9 protein-coding genes are annotated in these 26959 nt (G+C 44.2%); 2 read left to right on the top strand and 7 right to left on the bottom strand.

What is annotated here, in order from left to right; all coding sequences use genetic code 11:
* Positions 1-5: 5 nt before the first annotated feature.
* The 3 genes from R7P35_RS05615 to R7P35_RS05625 all read right to left on the bottom strand — a co-directional run bounded on the left by R7P35_RS05615 (position 6) and on the right by R7P35_RS05625 (position 3160).
* Entirely contained in the window at positions 6-488 is a 483-nt protein-coding gene (locus R7P35_RS05615) for a hypothetical protein (protein WP_025767908.1), read from the bottom strand.
* A 2-nt stretch (positions 489-490) separates the two neighbouring features.
* Positions 491-2569 carry a type VI secretion system tip protein VgrG gene (gene tssI / locus R7P35_RS05620; RefSeq protein ID WP_042523523.1) on the bottom strand — a complete coding sequence of 693 codons (2079 nt, stop codon included), beginning with the start codon at positions 2567-2569 and terminating at the stop codon, positions 491-493.
* Between the two features lie 72 nt (positions 2570-2641).
* Positions 2642-3160 (bottom strand): Hcp family type VI secretion system effector, encoded by a 519-nt coding sequence (locus R7P35_RS05625; protein ID WP_005373415.1) that lies wholly within the window; start codon positions 3158-3160, stop codon positions 2642-2644.
* Between the two features lie 456 nt (positions 3161-3616).
* On the opposite strand from R7P35_RS05625, the gene tssH reads away from it, so the two are divergent.
* Positions 3617-6295: a type VI secretion system ATPase TssH gene (gene tssH / locus R7P35_RS05630; RefSeq protein WP_065275620.1), complete on the top strand. Its 2679-nt coding sequence runs from the start codon at positions 3617-3619 to the stop codon at positions 6293-6295.
* The gene (locus tag R7P35_RS05635; RefSeq protein ID WP_054574684.1) at positions 6282-7913 is read left to right on the top strand and encodes a sigma-54-dependent Fis family transcriptional regulator; all 1632 of its coding nucleotides are present in this window, start codon (positions 6282-6284) and stop codon (positions 7911-7913) included. The genes tssH and R7P35_RS05635 overlap by 14 nt, the downstream gene beginning before the upstream one ends.
* 97 nt (positions 7914-8010) lie before the next feature.
* Here R7P35_RS05635 and R7P35_RS05640 read toward each other — a convergent pair whose 3' ends face one another.
* From R7P35_RS05640 to R7P35_RS05655, 4 genes are all read right to left on the bottom strand, one after another.
* Positions 8011-12702: an OmpA family protein gene (locus R7P35_RS05640; protein WP_176311472.1), complete on the bottom strand. Its 4692-nt coding sequence runs from the start codon at positions 12700-12702 to the stop codon at positions 8011-8013.
* Positions 12695-13930 carry a TolB family protein gene (locus R7P35_RS05645; protein WP_042522645.1) on the bottom strand — a complete coding sequence of 412 codons (1236 nt, stop codon included), beginning with the start codon at positions 13928-13930 and terminating at the stop codon, positions 12695-12697. The genes R7P35_RS05640 and R7P35_RS05645 overlap by 8 nt, the downstream gene beginning before the upstream one ends.
* Position 13931: 1 nt before the next feature.
* A complete protein-coding gene (locus tag R7P35_RS05650) occupies positions 13932-15650 on the bottom strand; it encodes a hypothetical protein (protein WP_042522646.1) in 1719 nt (572 codons plus the stop codon).
* Between the two features lie 767 nt (positions 15651-16417).
* Entirely contained in the window at positions 16418-26959 is a 10542-nt protein-coding gene (locus tag R7P35_RS05655) for a tandem large repeat (protein WP_318091836.1), read from the bottom strand.

A 26959-nucleotide genomic window follows, 5' to 3' on the forward strand; every position in this document is an offset into this window, starting at 1 on the left:
GGTAATTAGTTAATTGCGATCGTTCCGCCTTGAATTTTTTGTGCTTTTTCTGCTTGAGAGGTGACGTACTTCGCTTTAGTGGTAATTCGTCCATCGCGCCCGCTATAGCGAGTTTCTGTCTCACCACTTTTGACTACCAACTCTTGTTCTGTCTCGATAACCATCTTCTTCGCTCGCAATACAAACTCGTCAGAGTCATCCAGAATGGAGAAGAAAATGTCCGTCACAAGAGGCAAGCTTAAGTCGTCGTTCAAAAATTCAACTCGACAACTTAATCGATTATCGATAGCCATTTGCAGCTCAGAACGACGAAAGCCACGTCCTAGTCTCGCAGTGAGTGGCTGCTTAAATGGGTTACCATCAAAATCAACTCGCACACTGCCCGTAGACTCATTGATAGCCACTATTCTTCCAAAACGCGAAAAGCAAGCCGTTGATTCGGCTTGCTGCTCTGATATTACTTCTGTTGTAAGAGGTTGTTTTTCCATTGTTAGTTAACCACTACGTTGCCACCTTTCACGACGACTTTGTCACTGCCTTCGATCGTAATAGCCGAGCCTGATAACTTTATTGAACCATCACTGTTCATCACTAAAGAGGAACCACCCGTTTTCAATACAATCTTGTCGCCACTGATAATTTGCGTTGCACCATCGGCTTTATAAGCGGTGTTCCCTTTCACTGATACCGTTAAGTTGCCACCAATCGTCTGGTTATCATCCGCACCAATATCTGAACTCTTAGACGCACCGATAGTAAGGTTACTGTTTTCGCCAATATCTAAGTCATCATTTTTACCGATCTTAGTCGTACGGTTATCACCAATTTCTAAGTCAGAATTGTTTTTCACATACTGGGCTTCGTTCGCGTTGTATGTGACGGTAACGTCTTGCTCGACTGTCTCGGTAAACGTACTGTTTACTTGTGTCGTTTTATGTCCATGAATGGTTTCTTTATGGTCACCATGAACTTCATTCGTTTGGTGACGTGCAACCTTCAAGAATTCATCTTGACCGATATCACGGTAACGGTTGTTGAGCACCTTGGTCGACATGTCTTTTTGAGCGTGAATATAGACTTCTTCTTGGTTCGCTTCGTCTTCAAAACTCAACTCGTTGTAACCTGTTCCTTTGTGCGTTTGCGTGCGGAACGTGGTACGAGTTTTGTTTTCTGGCAAAGAGTACGGTGGGAAATGCAAACCGTTGTAAACTGCGCCCGTAACTAACGGACGATCTGGATCCCCCTCAAGGAAAGTCACTACGACTTCATGGCCAATACGCGGCAAATAAACTGCGCCCCATGTTGGCGCCGCCATGGATTGGCTTACACGAATCCAACAGCTTGAATGTTCGTTGTTATCACCGTAGCGATCCCAATGGAACTGTACTTTCACTCGACCAAGCTTGTCGGTGTAAATCTCTTCACCTTCTGGTCCTACAACAACCGCCGTTTGAGGGCCATCAACCACTGGTGCTGCTAGTTTAGGCGCTTTAAACACCACATCACGTGGAATACACGAGAACTGGTTGTAGTAAGTGGTTGGCATACCACTCGCTTCATCTTCATGCACTTGCGGATCTTGACCTGTGTGCATTACAGACAACATAAGGTAATCGCGGTTAATCTCAGAACGCGGGTGGTCACTGACGTTAAAGCTGTAACCAGATGCTAAGCGCATTACGTCACTCGTTGCTTCCACTTGTTGATTATCGACTATGTGTTCCGACATCCACTCCGTGGTTCTCACCTGACCCATCAGCGGGTCAACGTATCGTCCAGGATAATCAAACTGCTTGAGATCTTGGTCTAGCTCGCCAGCCTGTGTCATCTCTTGTGGAATTTTAGGGTGTTCGTAGTTGTAATCTGTGTACGTAACCTGTCCTGTTCTAACGCGGTTAACTAACTCGAGATCAGAGATATGTTCGCGATCGGCAACACCGCCACCATCGGCATGATAAACAATCGGCCCAATGTAAGAAGCATTTAGTGGCGAGCTTATCAAAGGTGCAATCGCGTCATTACTGTCGACAATGACCATCGTATGATTTGAATCGCTATGGTCAAAGTAATACCACATACCGTGTTCAGCCATCATACGCTGCACGAAGTGCAAGTCAGACTCACGGTATTGCAGAACGTATTCTTTTGGAGGATAAGTACCCGACACTTCAAATCGGTAATCGGTGACTGCCCCATCATCGAGTACTTCTGTGATGATGTCTTGCGCTGACTTTTGCTGGAAAATACGACAATCTTGGCGCTGAGATAAGAACCAAGCTTGAGGAACCAAGACTAATTGATAACGAGAAAAACGACGTCCAGTTCCTAAGTAACGCACTTCATTCACCACGCCGTTGAACACACGCGCAGCCCCAACACCTTGTCCGTAAAGTGTCAATGTTCCTGCTTTACGTATTAACTCATCGAACGAGATATCTGGATCAAGTGAAAGTAATGAGAGATTGATGTGGAAAGGCTTAGATAACTCTTCATGAACATGAAAGCTCTCGACCCGAAATTCATGCCCACATCCAGGCACTTCAAATTTAAATTCTACGTCATTCACCATATCTTTTACCTGATACAAATAATCGAATTAGGGCCAACAATCGTTGGCCCTGAATCTTTACGCGACGAGCAATTAAGCTTCGCGTGGAGCACGCCAGTCGTCGTTACCCGCAGTACCACAGTTTTCGTGAGTTACTTCGATCGCACGGTAAGTAAACTTAAGCACTTCTTCTGTCACGCGGTCAGCTGTTGCTGCGTCTTGACAGTGGTTCATACGAGTTTGGATATCGACAAGTAGCGCATCAATCAATTTGATTGAGTAGTAGTGCTCTTGTTTACCTTGAACTGAAGTGCGGTAGAAGCGGATCACACACTCAGGAAGTTTTTCGCCAGATACTAGTGCGTTGAATAGTAGTGGAGATGAGCGATCTTGAACTTTAGTTACAACAAGTGGACGGTGTACACGTTGACCAGTTGGCTGACCACTTTGTGGATCACGTGGAACAGTTAGCACGTGATCAAGTTCTTGTACTAGGAACTCATCAACATGAGCTTCTTGCCATGTGTTACCTACTGAATCTGCAGAGTAAGTATCTTTAGTAATATGGCCTTGAGTCTCACCTTGGATAGACATATATGCTGGAGTTGGCATCGCTATTTCCTTTTCTAAAATCTGTTTTGTTTAAATCACCAAATCGCTTATCACCGCGACTACTTGGTATAATCAAAGTCCGTGCCAACTTTAAAAACAAAATAAAAACAACAACTTATACAAATTAAGGCATTATTCACTAATATCTTGAGTACAATTTATTGGATAAAAAACCAAAAAGTTGGATTAAGATAATAATAAATTGTTATAACTTTAAAAAGTGAAAATAACCATATAAAACCGTGTAAATAAAGTCATTAAAACTAATAAATCCGACACTTTTACTATCAATTAATTTAGAATAACAACGCCATTAAAATAACCACAAACATTAATGTCACAATAATCATTAAAAATAACCAACAAACGATAGTCAAAATATCTTGATAAAAAAAGAACGCAATCACTTTTAGTATAATAGCTGCTACCTCTTTTCCTCTAAAGAATAAAATGGCTATGATAAATATAAACCTTTCTTCATTAATTCAGCGTCTACACCCGATTGCAAAAGTAGCATTAGAAGACGCCGCTGCACTTGCAGTCTCTGAAAAAGCAAACGAAGTTCAAATTGAGCATTATTTACTGAGTCTATTAGAAAGGCCAAATAGTGATTTTGACGTCTTATTAAGTCATTTTGATTGTTCTGAGAACTTATTAAGACAATCGGTTCGATCCACACTCGACACCAACGCCAAAGGAAATGGCAGCAAACCTGTTTTTTCTGCTTTATTAATCGAATGGTTGCAAGAAAGTTGGCTGGTTTCTTCTTTAGATCTATCCGAAACACAAATCCGCTCTGGTGCCTTACTCCTTACTCTTGTTAGCAACCCTCTCCGTTACGGCCAACATGGTTACGCCTCTATCCTTGAAGCGGTAAACCCTGACAGCCTTAAGCGTAACTTTGCAGAGCTAACAAGCCACTCTATTGAGGCGCAAGTTGCTACTTCAGAGAAAACACAAGCTCGTGAGGATGGCTCAGCACTGAGCAAGTTCACAACCGACTTCACTGGTAAAGCACGCAAAGGCGAAATCGACCCTGTTTTCTGCCGCGACCAAGAAATCCGCCAAATCGTGGACATTCTTGCTCGTCGCCGTAAAAACAACCCTATTGCTGTTGGTGAACCGGGCGTTGGTAAAACCGCAGTAGTAGAAGGTTTGGCACTTAAGATTGTACAAGGTGACGTACCAGACAACCTCAAAGGTGTTGAGCTTTACGGCCTGGACATGGGTCTTCTGCAAGCTGGTGCAAGCGTAAAAGGCGAATTCGAAAAACGCCTAAACGCAGTATTGGATGAAGTGAAAAACTCACCAACTCCAATCATTCTATTCATCGATGAAGCACACACCCTTGTTGGCGGTGGTAACCAAGCAGGCGGCAGCGACGCGGCAAACTTGCTAAAACCAGCCCTAGCGCGTGGTGAAGTGAAAACCATCGCTGCGACAACATGGTCGGAATACAAGAAGTACTTCGAGAAAGATCCTGCTCTTGCGCGTCGTTTCCAATTGGTGAAACTCGACGAACCGTCTCCTGAGCAAGCAGCATTAATCATTCGTGGTCTGCGCCCAACATACGAGAAGTCACACAACGTTTACGTGCGTGACGATGCTATCACTGCTGCGGCAGCACTTTCTGCTCGTTACATCTCTGGTCGTCAACTGCCAGACAAAGCGATCGATGTACTAGATACGGCGTGTGCACGAGTGAACATCAGCCTTAATGCCATTCCTGCTTCTGTAGAGACACTGCAACAAGAACTTGCAGCTCAACAGCGCGAGCTTGAAGCACTTGAGCGTGATGCTCTGCAGCAAACTGGCGACAAGCACAGCCTTGCTAACATTCCAGACCTAAAACTGGCAATGGAAACAACGAAAGAAGCGCTAGCAGAACAAGAAGCGCAATGGCACAAAGAAAAAGAGCAGATCCAAGAGATGATTGCTCTACGCTCTCGTTTGCATGAACTGGTCTTTGGCGAAACAAATGAAGAGGAGCTTGTTGCAGAAGAAGATTCAGAACAAGAGCAAAACGTTTCTCCATATGCAGAAATGGATGAAGAAGCCGTTCGCATTGCAATTTCGGCCTGCCAAGAACAGCTAGATGCAATCCGCAATGGCAACCCACTGGTTCACTTTGAAGTGGGTCCAGATGAAGTTAGCCACGTCATCTCGGACTGGACTGGTATTCCTATGGGTAAGATGCTTCAAGACGAAGCAGAAACCACGCTAAAACTGAAAGAAAGCCTAACACAAAGCATCAAAGGCCAAGAATACGCTATCGATGCACTGTCTGAAGGCATTCAAACTGCGAAAGCTGGTCTAGGTAACCCAGACGCACCGACAGGCGTATTCCTGCTCGTTGGCCCAAGTGGTGTGGGTAAAACCGAAACGGCTCGTGCGATTGCTGATCAAATGTTTGGTGGTGAGCGCTTTATGACGACCATTAACATGTCTGAGTTCCAAGAGAAGCACACGGTATCTCGCCTAATCGGTTCACCTCCGGGTTACGTAGGTTACGGTGAAGGCGGCATGCTGACAGAAGCGGTTCGTCAACGTCCATATTCTGTTGTTCTTCTTGATGAAGTGGAAAAAGCCGATCCTGAAGTGTTGAACCTGTTCTACCAAGTGTTCGACAAAGGTACATTGAACGACGGCGAAGGCCGAACCATCGATTTCAAGAACACGCTGATCATCATGACCAGTAACCTTGCAACGCACGAGATTGAATCTTTGGTTCATCAATCAAAAGACATCGATGCGAACATCATCGCAGAAGCTATTCGTCCTACATTGAACCAACATTTCAAACCAGCGCTGTTGGCACGTATGTCAGTACTACCATTTGTTCCGCTGTCTGATGAAGCAATGACAGAAATTATTCACCACAAGCTGAATAAAGTTTCTCAGCGTCTACAGAGCCATCACAAGTTGTCGCTAAGCTACGAAGAAAGTTTGGTTGAGTTCGTACTAGGTAACTGCCGCCTTGCTGAAACAGGCGCGCGTAATATCGACGCGGTCATCAACCGTCAGTTGCTGCCGCAACTATCGACTCAGCTATTAGTGCATGACAAGGATGATTCACATACGCAAATCGAAGTGTCTGTCGATGAGCAAGGAACACTAACCTATGCGTTCAGCTAACCATAGCGAACTTAGTAACGCCCTACTTGCGATCAGCCAATCTTTGGCTGATCGCAGCCAGCTTACCCAAACATTGGATGCCGTGTTGACCGCTGCGAGACAAATGACCTTAGCAAAGCACGGCATCATTTATGTTTTGGACCAGACAGGACAGGCGTTGATTCCAAGTACCGCTCACCACAACGATAAAACCGTCGTTTCCCACCCTTGGGAAGCATTACAGCTAGACTCAGCCAGTGAGAACGACCCATTTAACTTTGCGATTCGTAATGGTGAAGTGGTGTTGATTAACGAGTTATACAAATACAACGGCTACGACTGTGAAAGCATTTATCAAACAGAGCAGACATTGGGACTAAAAAGCGAGAACTTACTGGCTTGGCCTTTGATTGATAGCGAAAGCAAAACCATTGGGCTGTTAGTCTTACTCGATTTGAATGTCATTGACAACGAGGCAGCCTTGACTGAGTTTTGTCGAATGGCAGCGAGTAACATTCGTCAAGCCGTTTGGTTAGAGCAATATGGGCAAGTGATTAAAAATCTCAATGCCGACAATCAAGCCCTAGTGCGCGAGAACACTCAGCTCAAAAAACGTACTCAGAAAGCCTATCAAGGTCCTATTGCAGAGAGCGAAGAAATGCTCAATGTCTTGAATCGTCTTGATAAGGTGCTATCTCTTCCTGTCGACGTTCTGTTGCGTGGTGAAACGGGCGCAGGTAAAGAGGTGATCGCGAAATACATTCACGAAAACTCTAACCGTTCAGAACAGCCTTTGATCGTACAAAACTGTGCGGCAATTCCCGAACAGTTGTTAGAGTCTGAACTGTTTGGGCATAAGAAAGGTTCATTCACGGGCGCGGACAAAGACAAAGTCGGTTTGTTTGAAGCAGCCAACGGCGGCACGCTTTTCCTAGATGAAATTGGCGATATGCCAATGCTACTGCAAGCAAAATTGCTGCGTGTGCTACAGGAACGTAAAGTTCGCCCAATCGGCACTAGCAAAGAGATTGAAGTGGACGTTCGCGTTATCGCCGCAACCCACTGTAATCTTATGCAGCAAATCAAAGATGGCGGATTCCGTGCCGATTTGTTCTATCGTTTGAATGTGTTCCCTATTACATTACCACCATTGAGAGCTCGCAAGTCAGACATTATTCCCCTTGCCGAACATTTCGTGCAACACACCACCAACACGCTAGGTTTGCCGCAAGCACCAGGGTTAAGTGCCAACGTACGTAAACAGCTCCTTGCCTACCAATACCCAGGGAACGTGCGTGAGCTTAAGAACATCATTGAGCGCTCGGTGCTACTGTCCGATTTTGAAACTATTACTCACATCGAGTTTGGCGAACAAATCCCAGAAAGTGTGCCAAGTATCGACATGAAAGCAGCTTCATCTACCCCAGAGCAACCTACTTACGAGCAGCAAGCACAAGCGGATTTAGAAGACGTTTCAAAGAGCCTTAAGGACGTTGTCAGCCAATACGAGCGTACAGTAATCATCGATTGCTTAAATGCTTGCAATTGGCACACCAAGAAGGCCGCTGAGCAATTGGCGCTTCCAATGAGCACTCTCAACCATAAGATGAAGAAATACGATATTTCTGCAGCGGGTTAAGCGAGAAGCGAGAAGCGAGAAGCGAGAAGCGAGAAGCGAGAAATCTTACTTCAGTTTCCATTGATAAGAAAAGAAAAACCGCCCGAAGGCGGTTTTTTTATTTATTGAGAATCGACGCTTCAATGATAGTTGCTAAGTATGGGTCTCTAATCCAAGTTACCAAACGTTCTGTACGCTCTTCAGGTTTCAGTTTTGCCCAGTTGATGTACATATCTTTATCAACTTTATAGCTTGGGTCTTCACAATCAGAAAAATAAGATAACTCATCTACATTTTTGTACTGCCTGCCCAACGACATCTCAAAGCTTTCAAGTTTAAACGGCGTTTTTTCCGCTGTATTACGTTGTACTAGAGAGGACACCTTTAGAACTGCTTCTTGGAATCGACCAGATGTCGAGACAACGGGTCCAAATGGTCGAAGCCCCTTGATTTCTTGCCCGTTCAGCGCTTTAAATGCGAACTCGAAACGAGACGCGTAGACCACCTTACCATCGAAATCTTCATCCATGTCTATGTTGGATAGAGCCTCAGAGACAAAATCTGCGTCTATATTTTTGTTAATCACATCGCTGTCATCTAGCGTCCATTTAGAACCGTCTTTCTTTAGTATCCCAATATAAGTAAGGTTACTTAGATACTCAGGACCAGCGGTAGTTTCAGATCCGAATACGGCTTCATTATCAAAAGTAGTAGATAGCTTTAGTGAAACTGGAACACTTTGCCATTCGAGGTTTTGTCCCTCATACGACTCTTTTCTGTGCTTGCCACCAATAAGCATAACTTCCATAGCGAATGACTTATTCGAAGTCCAATCAAAACCTTTGAGCTCATCAGCAGTAGTGAACATACTGTCTTCGTTCATAAACTGTCGTTTATTTCCGTAGTTGACCGCAATCGCACTGTGCTTAATGTCATCGATAACAGGCTTTGTCGGGCCTTTATGAACTTTACTATGTAAGACAAAATCTAGCGTTAACAAATCTTTCTCTGACACACTATTTCCGTTCGCAATAAAGCCCGATTTAGCAGAGAGTGTATAGTTATGGTTTGTATCGACTCCTACAGGAATCTGTCTAGGTGACGTAATAAATCGTCCGACTGTCTTGTCCACTCGTACTGGTAGCTTATAGTTGCTTCCAGATAGAGTGAACTCATAGGTCATATTTTTGAAGCCACCGCTGTTTACATATTCTTTGAGTACATCTTGTTGGGAGTCAATTTTTATCACCTGCCCAAAAATCGGACCGAGAGCAACTTGAGATAAGTATCCGCTATAATCGACTAAATCGTGCTTAGCGATCAAAGGCTTCACTCCAGAGAAGACATCATCGCCAAAGTAAAAATACGGTTCAAACTCACAACCAATAAGGACTTTGCCGTCTGCTTTTTCCGCCTCAAAAAATTCGGCCAACTCACCTTTGGGATCTACACTAAATTCCTCGTGTTTCATCGGCTTGAACATCAAATTAAACTTAGGTCCACTGGTATTAAGTAAACCGTCAGTGCGCTGATAAGACATCTCACACTGAAACACATTTGACGTCATCTGTTTCAGACTTTGTTTGCCTAACACCATTTGCCACTTCAAACGGTGGAAAGGCGATAATCGCACCTTTTTATTTGCTTTTAATCGTACCTTCTCCCACTCATCAAAGGTGACCCATTTAGAGTTGTCATGAGGCTCAGAGACTAATAACCTAACGAACCCTAGGTCCTCTTCTGATAATTTTTTAGACTCAACATTAAACTGTGTCGCAAACTCCACTAAGCCTCGTTGTTGATCGCGATTATAGAGCTTGTCTTGCACTGGAAACGCGACATTAAACGCCCCAGAAACGTCTTTCCTTTTTGGAGCAATATAGTTGGCTTTGTTACGAGTAATGATTTGTTCAGCTATTTCTTCACCGTAACTTTCAACTAATTGCTTGCGTCCCTCACGACGCATGAGTTCTTGGATCCACAAGTTGCACAAGTTTTCTTTTAACTCTGTGTTTAATATCCAACCATCGGTTTCAATATATCGCTGAATGTATTCATCGATAGCTAATATTCGCCACTGTTCTGTGAACTCTTGTTCGCCCTCAGCACAAGCTCTTTGAATCAAAAGCACCAAACCATTAATAGCAAGTGCACGGCGTTGATAGCGCTTAATCAGCTCCTTTGCACCCGTAGCTTTTCCTAAGTGCTCAACTAACGCATCTGATGACGTAAAATACACCTCAGTCAATTGCGTATTAATCTCAGCCAATGAATCAATAATCTCTGTGGTTTCATGGCTAAGTTGTTCAATTGCAGATACGCTTTTTCTAACCTCGTTGTAAGAAGACAAGTAATAATCAAAGAGTGCAGAGTCAAGCAACTGGGCACCACTCATCAGCATTTTTCCGCCTTCTTTGACAACGAAAAAGCCTCTTGCTGCCTGCCCTATTATCGGAGCATAGCAAGCCATACCAACGATCATCTCGAAGATAGCTAGCTTGAGCTCTTTTGCAATTGCTTCTTCTCCCAAGTTCGCATTTAACTGAGCTAAACGCGCTTGCTCCATAGCCTTAAAGCCGAGTCGACTCGGTGGAATTCTCGCCGCAAACTCTTGTAGGTAGATTCGAACCTCAACACGTCGGTTAATATTAAGTTGCGCGTTTTCGCGTTTGATTTCGTTGTTTGGTACCTCGACTATCGGTCGACGTTCGCCAAAAAATCGAATGTCACTAACTGAAGAAAAGAACTCAGCAACATGCTGCGCTCGCTGCTGCGAAAGGTTTTGGTTATATTCTGAATCACCGTTTTGACAGGCATGCCCTTCGATTTCAACAACGGCATTTGGAATCTTAGATAATTCTTTATCGACAGCAGCCAAATATGACAAGTGAGGGGCTTGAACCTGGTTGTTATCAAAAGGAAAAACCAAACGTAAACCGGCACCTTTATGGTCTTTAACAAACATTGCACTGTCTTCAGCAACGTCATTAGGAATGCTGTCAGTAAACGTTACATTGTCGCCTAACTTATCTATGATTTGCTTAAGTAGTAATTCCCCGCTCTTCAGACTTTCTTTCCAGACAGGTACCCAGTTCAGATAATCGCGTGATACCTGCTCAAAATAACTTTTCCTGAGTTTAGCTTTCTCTTCTGCTAAGCGTAATTGCTCGCTTTTGTCAGTGATCGCTTTTATCTCATAGAAGGTGTTGATTGCATTGAGCCCTGCACCAGCAAAGGGCGACAAAAAGCTTTTGATACTGCCGTTACCTGTCAACCACGTTCTAGCAGCACTCCCCGCCACAACGTGGGCATTACCATTTCTCGCAGGTTCAATCACCTTGGTAAAGAACTTACTTTTGTCAAACCCCTTCTCTTTGAGGAGCACTTTTAAGCCCACTTGTGCTGCACGCTCGGATTCCGATGCCGCTTGGCGTAAATCTTGAAGAGTTTGGTAAGCTGCTGCGGTAGCCGATACCCCAAATGAAAACTCCAATGCCGAAATCATGGCTGGAGGTAATGCGCCCTTATCTACTTGCCCCCAAAACGTGTTTGCTAAACTTCCAACCACGTCGTGTTTACTGGAGGGATTTTGATGAATATTAATGCCAGCATTAACCAAACTTGGCGTAACTTTTGTACCAATCTCCCACAGCGCAGCACTCATACTGGCAGTCGTTCCGCTATTCTCTAGGTTTTCAAGCTCTCCCATTCGGAAGGCTTGTAGAGCTTTAAACTGCGTAGGAAATTGGTATATCAAAGACTCTTCAAGTGAGATCATGTCGCCCGCAACAACCGCGATCTTACCAAAAGGTGTCGTTTGGCTAAGCGTGATGTATTCTCGTAGCTCGTAGCTAACTTTGGAGATAAGTCCAACCTCATCATATTCTTTAGTTACATTAGTGGCATTTAATGCAAACTCAGGGATCTCATCAATGAGTTCAATGTCAAAAGTCACCTCAATGGTGTACATACCATCAATAAAAACGTCCGACGCCAACGGAAACAACGCAATTGGGCGATGCGAACCGCTGTTTTGCTCAAGTTGTGCTTGCGTTATGGTATTTTTGCCCTGCAGGTTTAGGTGCTGTCCGGTCTCCTCATCAAAACGAGTAACTTTAACAATTGCATCAGCATACTCTTGTGTAGAAAATGCTACGGCGAGAAATGAGAACGTGGGTACAATAAAGCCACGAATGGGCTTATCTTCAGGAACAGAGTCATACCATTTGTTATATGTAGCTTGCTCATCCGTTAGTGCTTGAGTGCCTGCTTCATATTTAGGCGCGAGTTGTGAGCGCTTTACTTCTGTAACAGCGTATTCCACTTTTTTTTCTAGCGAGTTCAGTGCTTGATCACCGTCATACCCCTTTAGCTTTTCTAAGATAGAGACAAGGTCTGCACACGTCTTTTTCATTGGCCGAGCATCACTCTGTGCACCAATCGCCAACTCTGTAAGCATTGACCATTCAGGAAAAGACAGCTTGTACGTCTTCTGTGTTAGTTCATGTACTGGCGAGCGCAGTGCCAAAACCTGATTGATGCTGGTTTTTTGGTTTTTCTGAATAGAATCGCCCAGTACATGTAAACGACCTAAGTCGTCTGTCGCCCAAAGGGCTGCGCTTTCCTCTCCTAAGTTTTTGGCAATGGGAAGCCGTGACATAGGGCGAATTTTTTTCAACTCTTCCAATGAGGTCAGGTCTTTTTCGATATTGAGTTCTTTATATTGAGGGTTCTGTGCATCCCCAACATTAGGAAAATCGACACCAAACAAATAGACATCTGTTGGTAAATACTTAAGGTCATTACTCATCGTTTTCTACCTCCAGAAAACGCCCACCGTTAGCATCGGCATTATAAAGAACTGGGGTTTTAGCTACTCTTCCAGAATGAATCACCTTCCATGACTGTCGACCTTTTCCGGTCAACTCATAGCGATAATCAGATCCATAGCGTTTTATGGTTATTACTGCTGCTCCAGTCTGGGTTTCTCGGCCATCATTACTAATGTTAACCACCTTATCGTAAACTTTCTTTTCCTCTCCTTCGTCAGAGAACGCAAGCCACGTTTTTTCCTCAACATTGATCAAAACTTTACGGTATGAGTTCACCGCCCATACGTACTTACCATTAGGGCTGATGGCAGTTTGGCGGTAGATGCGCTTCTCAATATCGATGGAGTCTTCAAACTCTTTTTCAGGTAAAATCGTGTATAACCGTTCGAGAGTCTTGGCGTCATAAACTCCCACCCCCAAGCCCGCGGCATTGATTAACTTGCCATCTACAATGACCGTATCTTCAGACAACGGTACATCTACCTCTTCTTTGGTTCCTGTCGCGAGTGTGTATTTAAAACGCTTAAAACCATCTGAGAAGTAGATGTAACTAGAGTCGTCCGCCCAGACCAAATATGGCTTAGTCCGCGCGCTCCCTAGCTTAATGGTCTGTTGCGTTTTTAAGTCAAAAATGGCTTTTATCAGAGGCTCTCCATAACTGTATGCATAAGCCACATAACGATTGTTAGGTGAACGACTCATCGTAAAATTCTGTGGTGACGCGGTGCTTGGCATATCATCCGTGACTAAGCGTAAATCTGTCCCATCAATTTTCATGCTCCAGATTTTATAGCCATTTTCGTAATCGTTTACGAGAGGGTCTCGAGAGCCAACATTATTCCACCAAAACTGAATTCGAGGTTTGTCATAGGAACTTGCATCAGATAAATCTTCACGAGGCCACTCTTTTGCTCTGCGAACAGCATAGCCTGGTTTTACGGGAAGTGTACCTGGGTATTCAGGCTTGGACAGATCTTCAGAGTAAACAATAAAGTTGTGCTCACTTTGCCATTGGCAGCGTGGTCCTGTCACATCTTTGCGTTCTAATGACGTTGTTTCACCAACATTGTAACAAGCCTTTTGAGTGGGTTCTTTTTCTACGGATTGTGTTGTTGCAGTATTCGAAGTTTGATTACTTTCGTCACCACAGCCTGTTAATAACATAGCTGTCGACAGAAGCATGATACTTAACGTTGTTCGTTTCATTTTATAATAGTTCCGTGAGTTCAATGTCTTGAAAAATTACTGACATTAAGACCGTTTTATCTGAGTTATGAGATCGGCAATGACGGGTTAGATTGACCCTTTTAACTTCTGGTAACCAACCACTAAACACGACTTCTTTACAATACTGATCCACAAACTCAGCCTCGCGCAAAAAAATCTTTTGGCTCCATGTTTCATCAACACACGCCAGTTGGAAATAATCATCTGGTTGATCGCATTGGGGGTTACTCTTATAAGTAATTACGATGCCTTCACTTGGGGAGTTAACAACAGCGGCAGCAACACCCTGCTCTTTTTGACTGACGACATTGTAATCTGATTTGCTTAACACTTGAGTATCTAGATTCGGCAGCGAAATCACAGGTTCGGAGCTCGCATCAAAGTTATGAGCAGAAGAATAATCACTGAGGTCTACTTTAACCGCTTTCTCGTTATTCCCGCTCTTTAACTCGTTGAGTTGCTGAGTATTGAGTTGAGCCCGAGAATAATAAAGAGCAACATCACTCTGTACGCTGCCGTTGATTTTGTATGGAAGCCAAATATGAGGCAAAGGAACACCAAGCGGCTCTCTCTTAGTTTTACTTCCAGCCTTAAATGGACTCAACTCGGTTTGAAATAATTCTCTGTATGTTTCGCCTTCATTAGGCCAATCAGCAACCACTACCTCAACTTCTTCTCCCGTAAGACCAAAAACACGGGCGCAAGCGTATTCGTCCAACACGCCCTCATAGACTTTTTTACCGTCTTGGTACAGTTGAAACGCTTCCCCTGACAGAAATGCTTCGGAGTCTTCATCATATAAGCTGATATCGACCGATCTTTGAGGCGAGGACTTAGTGCTTTGGTAGAGCGATAGATCGACATCAGAAAAGCGTCCGTCGTTTTGAACTTGGATTTCTCGCCAAACTTCTGATTGCCAAACGACATAAATATAACCGCGATCAATAGATACATACCCTGAATCACTCTTATGAACTGGAACTACCGGCACCAACACGTTGTCCCACTCATCCATCTGAGTTTCTTTATCAACGGGTTGCAGGTCTTCGGCGAGTTTAAGCAAGATTGGCTGAGGTTGGTCGGAACAAGGGATTTTGATATAGAGCGTTTTGCCCTCAGCTTCGAGATCTTTAAACGTCGCGAGGCTGCGGTGTTTGTTTTCTGTATCAGCCTTGCCTACAGTCACTTTTTCTTTTTGAGCTTCGGTTTTTCCCAACATCAAACATGCTGCATTACTAGACCACTGCCCTGCAAACTCAACAACGATTTTTTGATCTGGGCTTGGCTCAGAAGGTACATGCGTGTAACTACGAACTAAAGCAACATCGTCGATAACCTGCTTGTATCCTGCTTTAAAAGCTTTGCTTTCATTCGAAGCAGATACAGAGTCAACGAGTGATTTAAGTCTAGGGAAGCTTTGCAGCTGAGAGTCCGTCAATGGCGACCGACGTGCAACGGTAGATAATGACACCCAATTGCCTTTTCCCAATTCGATTCTTATAGCAGCTAGTAATGCGCTGGTCGTTTTTTTGGCAGAGATGGAAATCTTTTGCGCCAATTCTTTAGGGAGGTTTCTAAGGATGTCATCTGAATTTCGCAAACGCGAAAGCTGTCCTATACACTCGTCCGGTGTAAGAACATAAGATAGCTCGTTGGAGGATAGCTTCGAGCTAGGTATAAATTTGCAAACTAAATGCATTTGAATTCTCCACAACCAACATCGTAAATATGGCTGCGGTGACAATTAAGCTGATAAGGCTTACAAGTACGATTTGGTCTGCGTATCCTACTTACTTAGCCATTTATTTTCAACGAGATAGAAAAATCGCCCGAAATCAAAAACACCAAAAAAATGGTGATTTTTACTATTAAAACATGCGATTTGACCACAATAAAAGCCAGTAACATCACCCACTCTGTCAAAATGGTAAAATCTTACTATCTAAAAAAATTTAATTTATGGACTGAAGTTAACAAAAATCGTAGTAACGTGTGCTTCAGGTAAGCACGAGGAAATTCAGAAGTTTATGAGGTGCCCTCCTCAGCAACAAACAACAAATTGACTGTTACTGAGGAAGTTTAAATAAAAAGGTGAGCGCATTACGCACTCACAAAAGTAACTGCTCTGAAGCTTGCTAGGATTAAATTTGCTTCATCGCGAGTTAAAGAGGTGAGGTATTACCCATCGACCTCATGCAGAACACTATACTCAGAGTATAGAAACGAGCGTAAATATATAATATTTAAAAAGATTTTCAACGCGACACATTCACCACAGCTCCTGCCGAGCGACCATCACAATCACGTCATACACACCTAAAAGCAACATTGGCCTAGTTATTATAGTTATTCAGCCTTGTATTAAGACGATTCATTAATTCGAGTAACTTATCAATAAAGGCAATTATTTTGATAAATATCACAAAAAGTCCCAAAGAAATAAAGCGAGCTAAACGCTCGCTTTATTTATGCCGCATTTTTTAAAGTTTTGTTATCACTAAAATATCGGTTGTAAACAGCACCTAAGGAGGCTGTACTTGCGAAACGATCATAGTTAAATGTTGCTTGAGCCTCTTCGGCAGAGGCGGAAAGCTTGTTGGTACCATTTACATAAATCGTCACTACTCCCTCCTTCAGTCCTGAAAGATCTAAATCAGTTGTCCATGAGTCTGAAAGCACGGTTGCCATGCCTGTGGCTTCTGTACCATCAGCGTCGACTGCTTTGATATCTATGAACTCACCATCTTCAAATCGTTCACTGCTACCACTTACTGTCACGCTTTCCACTCCAGTAACATCGTTGATAACGTCTAGGTGTATTGTCGGTGTAATTGGCATGGAGTAAGCCGTGTTCTGGCTACCGGTATTCCCTGATAAGTCTTGGTAGTCACGAACTAGTAACGCCACATTCAGCTCTGACGAGTCTGGTACCACTACATCACCAGTCCAAACACTTGGGTCCGCGGTTGCCACTAACGAGGTGATCGTCGTGCCACCTAACTCCGCTGCGGCGGATTGCAGATCTTTATCGAATTCCAGCGTCACCGTCACGCTTTGGCCGATGGCTTGGTGCTCAGGCGTAAACGTCACGTTAGTCAGCGTTGGCAGAGACTGCGCCAGTGTAAAGCTCTGGCTTTCACTCACTTCAATGCCCGCTGAGTTCGTCCCCGTCACCATCGCGGTATAAGTGCCATTGGTTTGGTGACTCATATCCATCGCGTCACTGGTCCAAGTGCCACCGGCTTGTACTGTCGCGCTGCCGCTTTTTAGTACCGTCGCGCTGCCTTGGGCTTTCACTTCAAGACGCAGGGACTGACCGTCAAAACGTGTCGACGTACCTTCGAATTGTAGCGTGGCGGCATGCGTTTCATCCACACTGCCCACCGGCGTGATGGCTAAGGTTGGTATGATCGGCATGGAGTAAGCCGTGTTCTGGCTACCGGTGTTTCCTGATAAGTCTTGGTAGTCACTAACCCGCAACGCCACATTGAGCTCTGACGTGCTTGGTACCACCACATCACCAGTCCAAACACTTGGGTTCGCGGTTGCCACTAACGAGGTGATCGTCGTGCCACCTAACTCCGCTGCGGCACCTTGCAATGCTTTATCGAATTCCAGCGTTACCGTCACGCTTTGGCCGATGGCTTGGTGCTCAGGCGTAAACGTCACGTTAGTCAGCGTTGGCAGAGACTGCGCCAGTGTAAAGCTCTGACTTTCACTTACTTCAATGCCCGCTGAGTTCGTCCCCGTCACCATCACGGTATAAGTGCCATTGGTTTGGTGACTCATATCCATCGCGTCACTGGTCCAATTGCCACCGGCTTGTACCGTCGCACTGCTGCTTTTCAATACCGTCGCGCTGCCTTGGGCTTTTACTTCAAGACGCAGGGACTGACCGTCAAAACGTGTCGACGTGCCTTCGAATTGTAGCGTGGCGGCATGCGCTTCATCCACATTACCCACTGGCGTAATAGCTAAGGTTGGTGTGATCGGCATGGAGTAAGCCGTGTTCTGGCTACCGGTATTCCCTGAGAAGTCTTGATAGTCACGAACAAGCAACGCCACATTCAGCTCTGACGTGTTTGGTACCACCACATCACCAGTCCAAACGCTTGGGTCCGCGGTTGCCACTAATGAGGTGATCGTCGTGCCACCTAACTCCGCCGCGGCGGACTGCAGATCTTTATCGAATTCCAGCGTTACCGTCACGCTTTGGCCGATGGCTTGATGCTCAGGCGTAAACGTCACGTTAGTCAGCGTTGGCAAAGACTGCGCCAGTGTAAAGCTCTGACTTTCACTCACTTCAATGCCCGCTGAGTTCGTCCCCGTCACCATCACGATGTAAGTGCCATTGGTTTGATGACTCATATCAATCGCGTCACTGGTCCAAGTGCCACCGGCTTGTACTGTCGCGCTGCTGCTTTTTAGTACCGTCGCGCTGCCTTGGGCTTTCACTTCAAGACGCAGGGACTGGCCGTCAAAACGTGTCGACGTACCTTCGAATTGTAGCGTGGCGGCATGCGTTTCATCCACATTGCCCACTGGCGTGATGGCTAAGGTCGGCGTGATCGGCATGGAGTAAGCCGTGTTCTGGCTACCGGTATTCCCTGAGAAGTCTTGGTAGTCACGAACAAGCAACGCCACATTGATCTCCGACGTGCTTGGTACCACCACATCACCAGTCCAAACACTTGGGTCCGCGGTTGCCACTAATGAGGTGATCGTCGTGCCACCTAACTCCGCTGAGGCGGATTGCAGATCTTTATCGAATTCCAGCGTCACCGTCACGCTTTGGCCAATGGCTTGGTGCTCAGGCGTAAACGTCACGTTAGTCAGTGTTGGCAGAGACTGCGCCAGTGTAAAGCTCTGACTTTCACTCACTTCAATGCCCGCTGAGTTCGTCCCCGTCACCATCACGATGTAAGTGCCATTGGTTTGATGACTCATATCCATCGCGTCACTGGTCCAAGTGCCACCGGCTTGTACTGTCGCGCTGCCGCTTTTTAGTACCGTCGCGCTGCCTTGGGCTTTCACTTCAAGACGCAGGGACTGACCGTCAAAACGTGTCGACGTGCCTTCGAATTGTAGTGTGGCGGCATGCGTTTCATCCACATTGCCCACTGGCTTAATAGCTAAGGTTGGCGTGATTGGCAATTCGTGAGCGGTGTTATCCTCACCTATGTTGCCAGTCAAATCTTTAAACTGACTAACAACCAAGTCGACACTTAACAGCGCGGTGCTCGGAACTTGTACATCACCAACCCAGACCTTTTTATCTGCCGTTGCTGACAGAGAACTAATGCGATTGCCGCCAAGCGTAGCGGTCGCCTCTTGGAGCTCTTTATCAAACTCAAGCGAGACACTCACGCTTTGCCCCACGCTCTGATGCTCGGGGTTAAATGTCACATTGGTCAGTTTTGGTAAGGTTCCTTCAACCGCGATACTTAAGCTGCTTCCTTTTCCAGGAATGGTGTTGGTACTTTGATAGCTATTGTCTTCTACCTGAATAGTGATATTTTTATCTTGTTTTTCTGGGCTGACATAGTTAACCGTCCACGTAATATTGTCTGAAGTCGACCAAGTATCTTGTTTTAACGTTCCTGTTACACCGCTATCACTAGCGACAAGATGGACATCTGAGATATCAAAGTTCGTAACTTCTTCTGTAAAGTTAAACGCAAGCGTAATCTCTTCGCCTCCAAAAAGAGGGGCGCTTGAGGCGGTAGAGATACTTAGCCCGGGAACGGTTGCCGCTTCCACATGCGCGTCAATAGAACTTTCACTCTTGTTATCCACCTTGTCTGTTGCTGCCACCGTGATCGTATGATCGCCTTTCGGTAACAAATAGCTTATGACATAAGGCCCCGCTTCGGTTGTCGGCTCAGTAATCGCTTGAGGAGCCACTGTGCTACCACCACTCACCGCTTTTGACGTGACGAGATTTAAATTTTTATCTGTAATGTATGCACTAATTTCTAGTTGATACTTATCGTTTGTCGGCACCTTAGAGGTTTGATTAGCACTTAAGCCCGAAATACTTGGAGCGTCATAATCAACAATAGATTCGATAACCTTTCCATCATAACTTTTGCCTAGTAATTCAAAGCTTGTATTCTCTCTTCCAACTGAGTCCGTCACCGTCACCTTAAGGGTGTATGACCCTTGGTTATCGACGGCAAAGTTCATCATTCCATTACCACTAGATGAGATAACATCACCTGAGTAACGCAAGGAATCACCGAGGCTTGAAATAAGCTCCACAGAATATTGTGAAGCTTTCACTCTTTCTCCTTCCACAGTAGATACCGTAAACGGCTGGCTCGCCTTGGTAAAAAACAGTTTCCCACCCTGCAAACTCGTAATCCCATCGAAATCAATCGTGACTTTAGGAACACTAATATCAATGACTTTTCTGATGTCTGAATATAGCCCAACACTATCTGTCGCTTTGATATCAACCGTGATTGAACCACGCCCCTCTAACTGAGATTTCGGTAGTTCAAAGTACGTAGATGAACCATTCCCATCCTCTACTCTTTCTTCTTGATAACTCGGGTTTAAAACCGAGTAGTTTACTTTTGTGAGGCTGCTACCAGTGTCCGTTATGTCAAAACGAAAACGAACATTATCTGGATTTGTTGGCGATTCGGTTACGATTATCTCATCGCCAACACTTGGAGGTGTGTTGTCAACTTTAATATCAACGTTCGCTTCACCGACTCTCGACCACACATCCGTTGCAGTAATCGTTGTCCTGATCGTTTTTCCATCCGCATCGCTAGGAAGTTCACTTGTAAATGTTGAACACTTGTAGGTTGGGTCATCTGCACACACCTCTAATTGTGCAAACTTCTCCGGATTATCTTTATAGTTGTAGGATTCCGTTCCAAACCTGGCCATCACATTGTCTAGTCTAGAGTTTTCATACAGCTTAATTCTGAATTTGGCGACAAGCTGCTGACCATTAATGGTTGTGTTTCCGACCGGATCAGTAATTTCAACGACTACCGAACCTTTAGGTAATTCAAGCATTAGATCGTGCTCTGGCGTCAAGTTTCCTGCTAAATCAGATAAGTTCTTGATTTTGTATTCTTGAGTTGTACTCAGGCCATCAATAATATCGGCATAGGATTCAGAATACGTACACTTGATATTTCCAACACCTTTGGCACAAGTCGTTGGTGTATAAGCTTTGTTGCCAAGATTACGAACCAATTTTGGATATTCATCTGAACTTTCGGTATTCACGCCTGATAAAGCATCATTAAAAGAGAGCTCAAATGTGAGCATCTTCTTCTTCAAAGCTTCATCAAACCAAACATCACTTCCTTTAAAACTGTATGAGTTACCATCCACGACTGTCGGTGCATCAATATCCACCATCGAGAAATTGAACTTGTTGATCGTTTCACGCCCATTTGTACCCAAGGTTTTAGTGATCAAAGTAACAGGTGCTTTGGTCATGTTTTGCCCAACATTGACACTACAACTGTAAGGTTCTTGCGATACGTTGATAACACCAGAAGTTGGTTGCTCATTAGTTGGTGGCGCATCTAGAGAGTTGTATTCTTCACGAACCCAACACTCTAACGTTTTGGCCTTGACCGCACTCAATGTAGTAAAGGTGACATCAAGAACACCATCAGATAAGTAATTTTGGAAGTCCAGCGGGCTTTCAACTGTTAGAACCACGCCTTCACGCTGTACGCTAAAGGTTTGGTTTACTTTTCCAACCTTTCGGTCTTTTTCATCAAGGTAACGAACTTTGTTATAAACCTTGATATCAAGTTCATAATTACCATCTTTGGCAATTTGTGTAGAAAGCAACGTTGCAGTCCAAGTGCCATCTGCGGTTTCTGAGAACGTAAAGTTAGTCCCGTTTTGCTCTCCAGAGAATCTATACGTTGAGTCAATTCGATCAACGCCACTATCATCAACAATATCAAGCGTAAGTACGATATTCCCATCTTGATAGATGGTGTTGTTTGTAATTGGCGTTCCATCCGTGTAACTCATCGCCAGCGTCACCTGCGGGATTGAGTTGTACACTTTGACGGTAAAATCTTGCTCATCACTGGTTAAGGTTGTGTTGCCACGAACATCAGACCCTTTTAAACGAATCTTGTGTGTACCCGTACCTAAATCACCAAGGCTCACTTTGAGATCCTCATTGATTTTTGTACCAGAAGAGCCAGGTAATGGTTCCAGATCGCTAAACGTCCAATACTCTAGGCTTTCTCGATTTACGCCATTAATTGAAACATCACCGTTTGCATTTAGGTCTAGCGCCGTTAGGTCAAAGACATAGTTACCTAAGTAGTAGTCATTCGCATTGAAACCACTTAAGCCTAATGTTGGCCCATCACGATCAAGAATAACCTTGTGCGTGTTAGAACTAGACTCAAAACCATAAATATCGGTTGCTTTTACATACAATGACGTTGTTTTTTCATCTTCAGAAATGTCTATTTTATCTGTGTCACTCTTGATAAGAGACATGACAAATTCTTTAGATGAATCCGTTGGCACAATTGTCTTAATTGGCGAATCTTTACCACTTTGATACAGCGAGACTTGCTCAAGGTCTGAATCGTCTATTACGGATTTAAATCGCACATTGAACTCACGCCCTATGACATAGTTCTCTTTAGACAATGTGTCTTCAACCCAAGGCGTATTTAGGATGATTTCAGGGCCTTTGTTATCGACTTGGAAGGTAAATTTCCCTGTTGTACTAACATTGGCAGGGTAAGCGTTGTCCGTCGCAGTGACGTAAAATTCATTCCATTCATCGTAATCAAATGCTTTTGAAACCAGTTGGACTTTGACGTCAGGCTGTTCACCAACTAGGTATGGTACGTCACACGCCTCTGTTAGAGGGTCACAGCTTTCTAATGTCAGAGCCTGACCAGATCCGCGGCGCAAATCTATTTTTACGTTATTGCCAGAGCTTAACGTCCCCCAATCAATGACAGGTGCCCATTGGTTATTACCACCTAAACGGCTTTGAACCTGCTCACTTTTTACAATAGGGGCTTCAGAGTCGATACGAATATTGAATCTCGGAGCGGTGCTAGTTAACTCTGAAACGGAGTTACCTAAGTTGTCCTCTGCTGCTGCAACAACTAACCAATCTCCATCACCAGGATAAATCGTAGAGCCTTGATTTGAACAAATCTCGCCCGTACATAGTTTGACTTTAAACGCGTCTTTCGAGTTACTTGCAAAGTTTTCTGGTGTGTATGTTACTTTTTCACCGGTTTGCTGGTAGAAAACAAGGCCCCTCGAGGCAAGCTTATCACCAACAATATCCTCAACCTTGAAGGTTAATTCATGAGTATTGTTCGCATTTAAATAAATACCGTTTTCTACAGGTTTACCATCGACATCATTCGGTGGAAGGTAAGTGGCCTTAGGGAAGTCGTTATCAATAAACACCGATTCTATAAACGGAGATTTACCATTGTAACCATACGCATTGCCATGTGGGTCCATAGCACTGGTCTCCACGGCAAACTCTATAATATCTTTTAGTTCACTAGACTGGGAGTTAAGGGTGAAGAAGTACTCTTTTCGATAAGCATTGCTGCTGTCTGAGTTTTCTACGACGTTGATGTCCAGTGGTATTTCAATGTTTGGCTCATTGGCTTGATACCACATCGTGCTAAACTTCGGGCCGTGAGCGTCGGTTCCTACAATACCAGAAGGATCGTCTAGGACAATTTTAGAAACAACCTCGCCAGCGATATAAAGCCTATTACCAACCATCGTCTCTCTACCGCTTTCAATGGTTAATTTTGGCTGCGGCGGCAAGGTATCGATACTGCTACCCTCTGTATCAAAAATGTTCTTACCATTTAAGTCAGGATTAGCCATCGAAATATCATCAACATAGAGCTGCGCGATATTGGTCTCAATACCGTATTTGCTCGCCATGATTTCATAATAGGATTGCGCCAGATCTTTTCGGTAAGTTTCAGCGCCAAGCGTGTAAGAATCGAGCGTAACTTGACTTCCTCCGGCCCCTATACCATTTGCTTTTCCATCGTAGCTAAAATCATCGTAAATAGCAGATGCAAAATCTAATGAGTTATTTCTTGGCATTCTCTCGGCAATACTATCAATTGCTTCAACAAGGAATCGGTGTAGATAGTCATTTGATGGCTTGTCTGGAATCGCTTTAGTCGTAAGCATTTCATTGGTTGCATAAGACACAACCGTTGGATCAAACCCAAAGAATGAGTTGTTATTCGTACCTGATAACGCGTAGCGCACCTCATCAAGAATTTGAATCGCACGTTCTGAAGTTTTCTCTCCCGCTGTCACTTGATCCCACTGGAAATCAAACAAACCAGTCTGATATGTCGATAGTTCAGTAATATAGTAAGTTTGAGAACCTTTGAGCTTAAAATACACACCAATATTGGCCTTGTTTAAGTCAACCGTTACTTTCTTGGTCCCTGGATCTCTTTTCCATTGGTAATAGTATGGCTCACTACCTTCGATACCAATTAAACGAACACGCATGAAATCATAATTCACTACGTCAGTTGTGGTTTCACAGCTCGCTACGTCAAGAGCCATAGACTGGTCACTTTCCAGTTGCTGGATAGTGGTACAACTTGCAAGTGAAGTGAATTCACCACTTGGGCTCAACCCTTCAAGTTGAGCTCGCGCACCAATAAATGGTGTCACCACTTTTGTGGTTGGTAGGTCAAAGCTACTTCTAAAATATACTTCTCTTGGAGTACTTTCGTTATCAGACTCATCGATGGTTTGAATGACTAACTTTTGACTACTGTTTTCTGATACCGATTTAAAGCTGTCACCCAAAATATCTCTTACAAAAGGAATGTAATAGATGACATCCTCTACTCGCCCATTGCTATCTAACAGCGTTTCGTGCGGAATTTTTGCGATGTAATCGTCATCTGATGCCGTTGTATCAATAACTTGCTGAAGTGAGTAGTTGTTATCGTTGTTTTGGCTTACGTAGTACTTGACGACGAGCTTAAGCTTATTAGCGTTGGAGCCTAAAACCGTATCGGTGTTTACGTCTGAAACTTTCACACGAACATAAGGGATTTTATTCTCTTTCAATAAATTAGCGTTGAAGTTACTAAAATCTATCCCTTTTAATGAGTTCTTAATCCCTAAACTTGCGTACGCATAATCAATCTTCAGGAAATCGCGGCTTGCTTGAACATTGTCTGGGGTGTACGTATCTTGAGAGTAGATACCATCGTAAGTGGTTCGTTCACCATCTAAACCCACATTTACGTACGTCATTGACGTACCTTCAGGATAGGTTATCGTCTGTGCTGGCGCTTGATCGTCACGACTTACTGCATGCTGCGCAGAGCCCGTATTGCCTTTGCTATCCCTCGCTCGAACCTCAAAGACCGTCGTAGATAGGAATTCATCAGTTGGGTAAGCCTTACTAAACTCACAAGCATTTCCAGACTCTACAGTGACAGGAGAACATGTGACGCCCTCATGTAAGCCATCTTTAAATGAAATACTGACCGAACTAATCTCTTGCGAGCTTTCTTTTACAACCCCTTTCAGAACGTATTCTTTAAGTTGGTTATTAATTGCACTCGCCGATGTAATATCGATAACAGGCGCATCGTTATCCCATTCAAAGTTGATATGAAGACCCGAATGGCTGCCTGGAATTAACTCATTACCCAGTACATCCGCTGTATATAAGACTAACCGTGCTGCTGTTACGTTTGAGAGCCCTGTGGCAGGGTTCATATCTACACTATCGATCTCTTTGGTATTAATGTTAACTTTAACGTTGGTCTCTCGAAGGCCAACTTCAAAATCATCAAATTCAACCGAACAGAATGTGCTTCCAAAATCTTGTATGTCGTTACATTGAAATTCACCAGACCAAGAGCCATTAATCTGATACTGAATAAAGGCGGATACGTCTTCTACACCGATATCATCAACAATTTTTAGATCAACTTTATCGGTGCCAGCAAGTACATCACGGTCAATGCGTGTCACGATAGGCGCTGTGGTATCGATCTCCGTCCCATCTCGCGGTGGAATGACGCCATCTGTACTGCCATATGTACCTAAGTCATTAAGCTTCTTACTAAAGTCGACATAGTCGGCAGCATCAGTACCAGAAATATTGATACTTGGGTCGTTTACCACGATCAAAACATGTTGAGATAAGTCACGTGTATAAACGTCGCTGTTTATCTTTTTCTGTCCAAAGCTGAGGGGAGTCACTGCTCCGGAAGTCTGGCTCACTTCAAGACCATCAAGAACACCATCTGCAATAACATCCCGATATTGGATGTCAGCGAAGTGCATCGAAGTGTAGACGTTATCGCTGTTGCCGTATTTTTTAATAAGATCGTAAGAGTAAGACGAGTATGCTGTTAATAAAGCGCCGTATTGATGCCCTACACTAGCAAAGCTGCTTTGCCCACCTTTGGTAATATCAATAGGTTTGGTCTCATTTACGTCAAAGCCATACATGCTATTGATACTATCCAAAGCAGTTGAAAAGGCACTTTCATCTGTGGCCCCCTGAGAAATTTTGTACTTTGCCAAGCCTGCTGCCAAGTTCGACAGCGGAGTAAGCATTAACTTTTGCTCACTCCCCTCTTTAAAGTTCACAACACCTTCAAATTTAAGTGTCTTCGCATTACTCACAGATACCGTTTCATTTGTAAACGGATCGGTATAACTCCCCTCTTTTACAACAACAAAAAGAGGCATTGACGAAGATTCAAACTCTAGCAGATAGTTTCCGAAGGCATCAGACGTTGTGTTAGCCAACTTCCGACCTAAGTTTCCATTTTTGAACTCGAAAACCTCAATCTTGGCGCCATTGACTGGGGCGTCAAACACCATACCGGAAATGCTTCCTTTGCTTCTAGCTGGCGGTGTGTTGTCTCCTCCATCACCACCACCACATGCACTCAATAAAAGAGATGTAAGCGTAAGACCTAATGTTAATTTCAGCGTATTTTTAGCGAACAT

Source organism: Vibrio sp. Vb0304, assembly GCF_033338995.1.
In the GTDB taxonomy this organism is placed as follows: Bacteria; Pseudomonadota; Gammaproteobacteria; order Enterobacterales; family Vibrionaceae; genus Vibrio; species Vibrio alginolyticus.

Coding starts and splice junctions, on each gene's coding strand:
- R7P35_RS05615 (WP_025767908.1), bottom strand. CDS start 488: ATGGAAAAACAACCTCTTACAACAGAAGTAATATCAGAGCAGCAAGCC.
- tssI (WP_042523523.1), bottom strand. CDS start 2,569: ATGGTGAATGACGTAGAATTTAAATTTGAAGTGCCTGGATGTGGGCAT.
- R7P35_RS05625 (WP_005373415.1), bottom strand. CDS start 3,160: ATGCCAACTCCAGCATATATGTCTATCCAAGGTGAGACTCAAGGCCAT.
- tssH (WP_065275620.1), top strand. CDS start 3,617: ATGATAAATATAAACCTTTCTTCATTAATTCAGCGTCTACACCCGATT.
- R7P35_RS05635 (WP_054574684.1), top strand. CDS start 6,282: ATGCGTTCAGCTAACCATAGCGAACTTAGTAACGCCCTACTTGCGATC.
- R7P35_RS05640 (WP_176311472.1), bottom strand. CDS start 12,702: ATGAGTAATGACCTTAAGTATTTACCAACAGATGTCTATTTGTTTGGT.
- R7P35_RS05645 (WP_042522645.1), bottom strand. CDS start 13,930: ATGAAACGAACAACGTTAAGTATCATGCTTCTGTCGACAGCTATGTTA.
- R7P35_RS05650 (WP_042522646.1), bottom strand. CDS start 15,650: ATGCATTTAGTTTGCAAATTTATACCTAGCTCGAAGCTATCCTCCAAC.
- R7P35_RS05655 (WP_318091836.1), bottom strand. CDS start 26,959: ATGTTCGCTAAAAATACGCTGAAATTAACATTAGGTCTTACGCTTACA.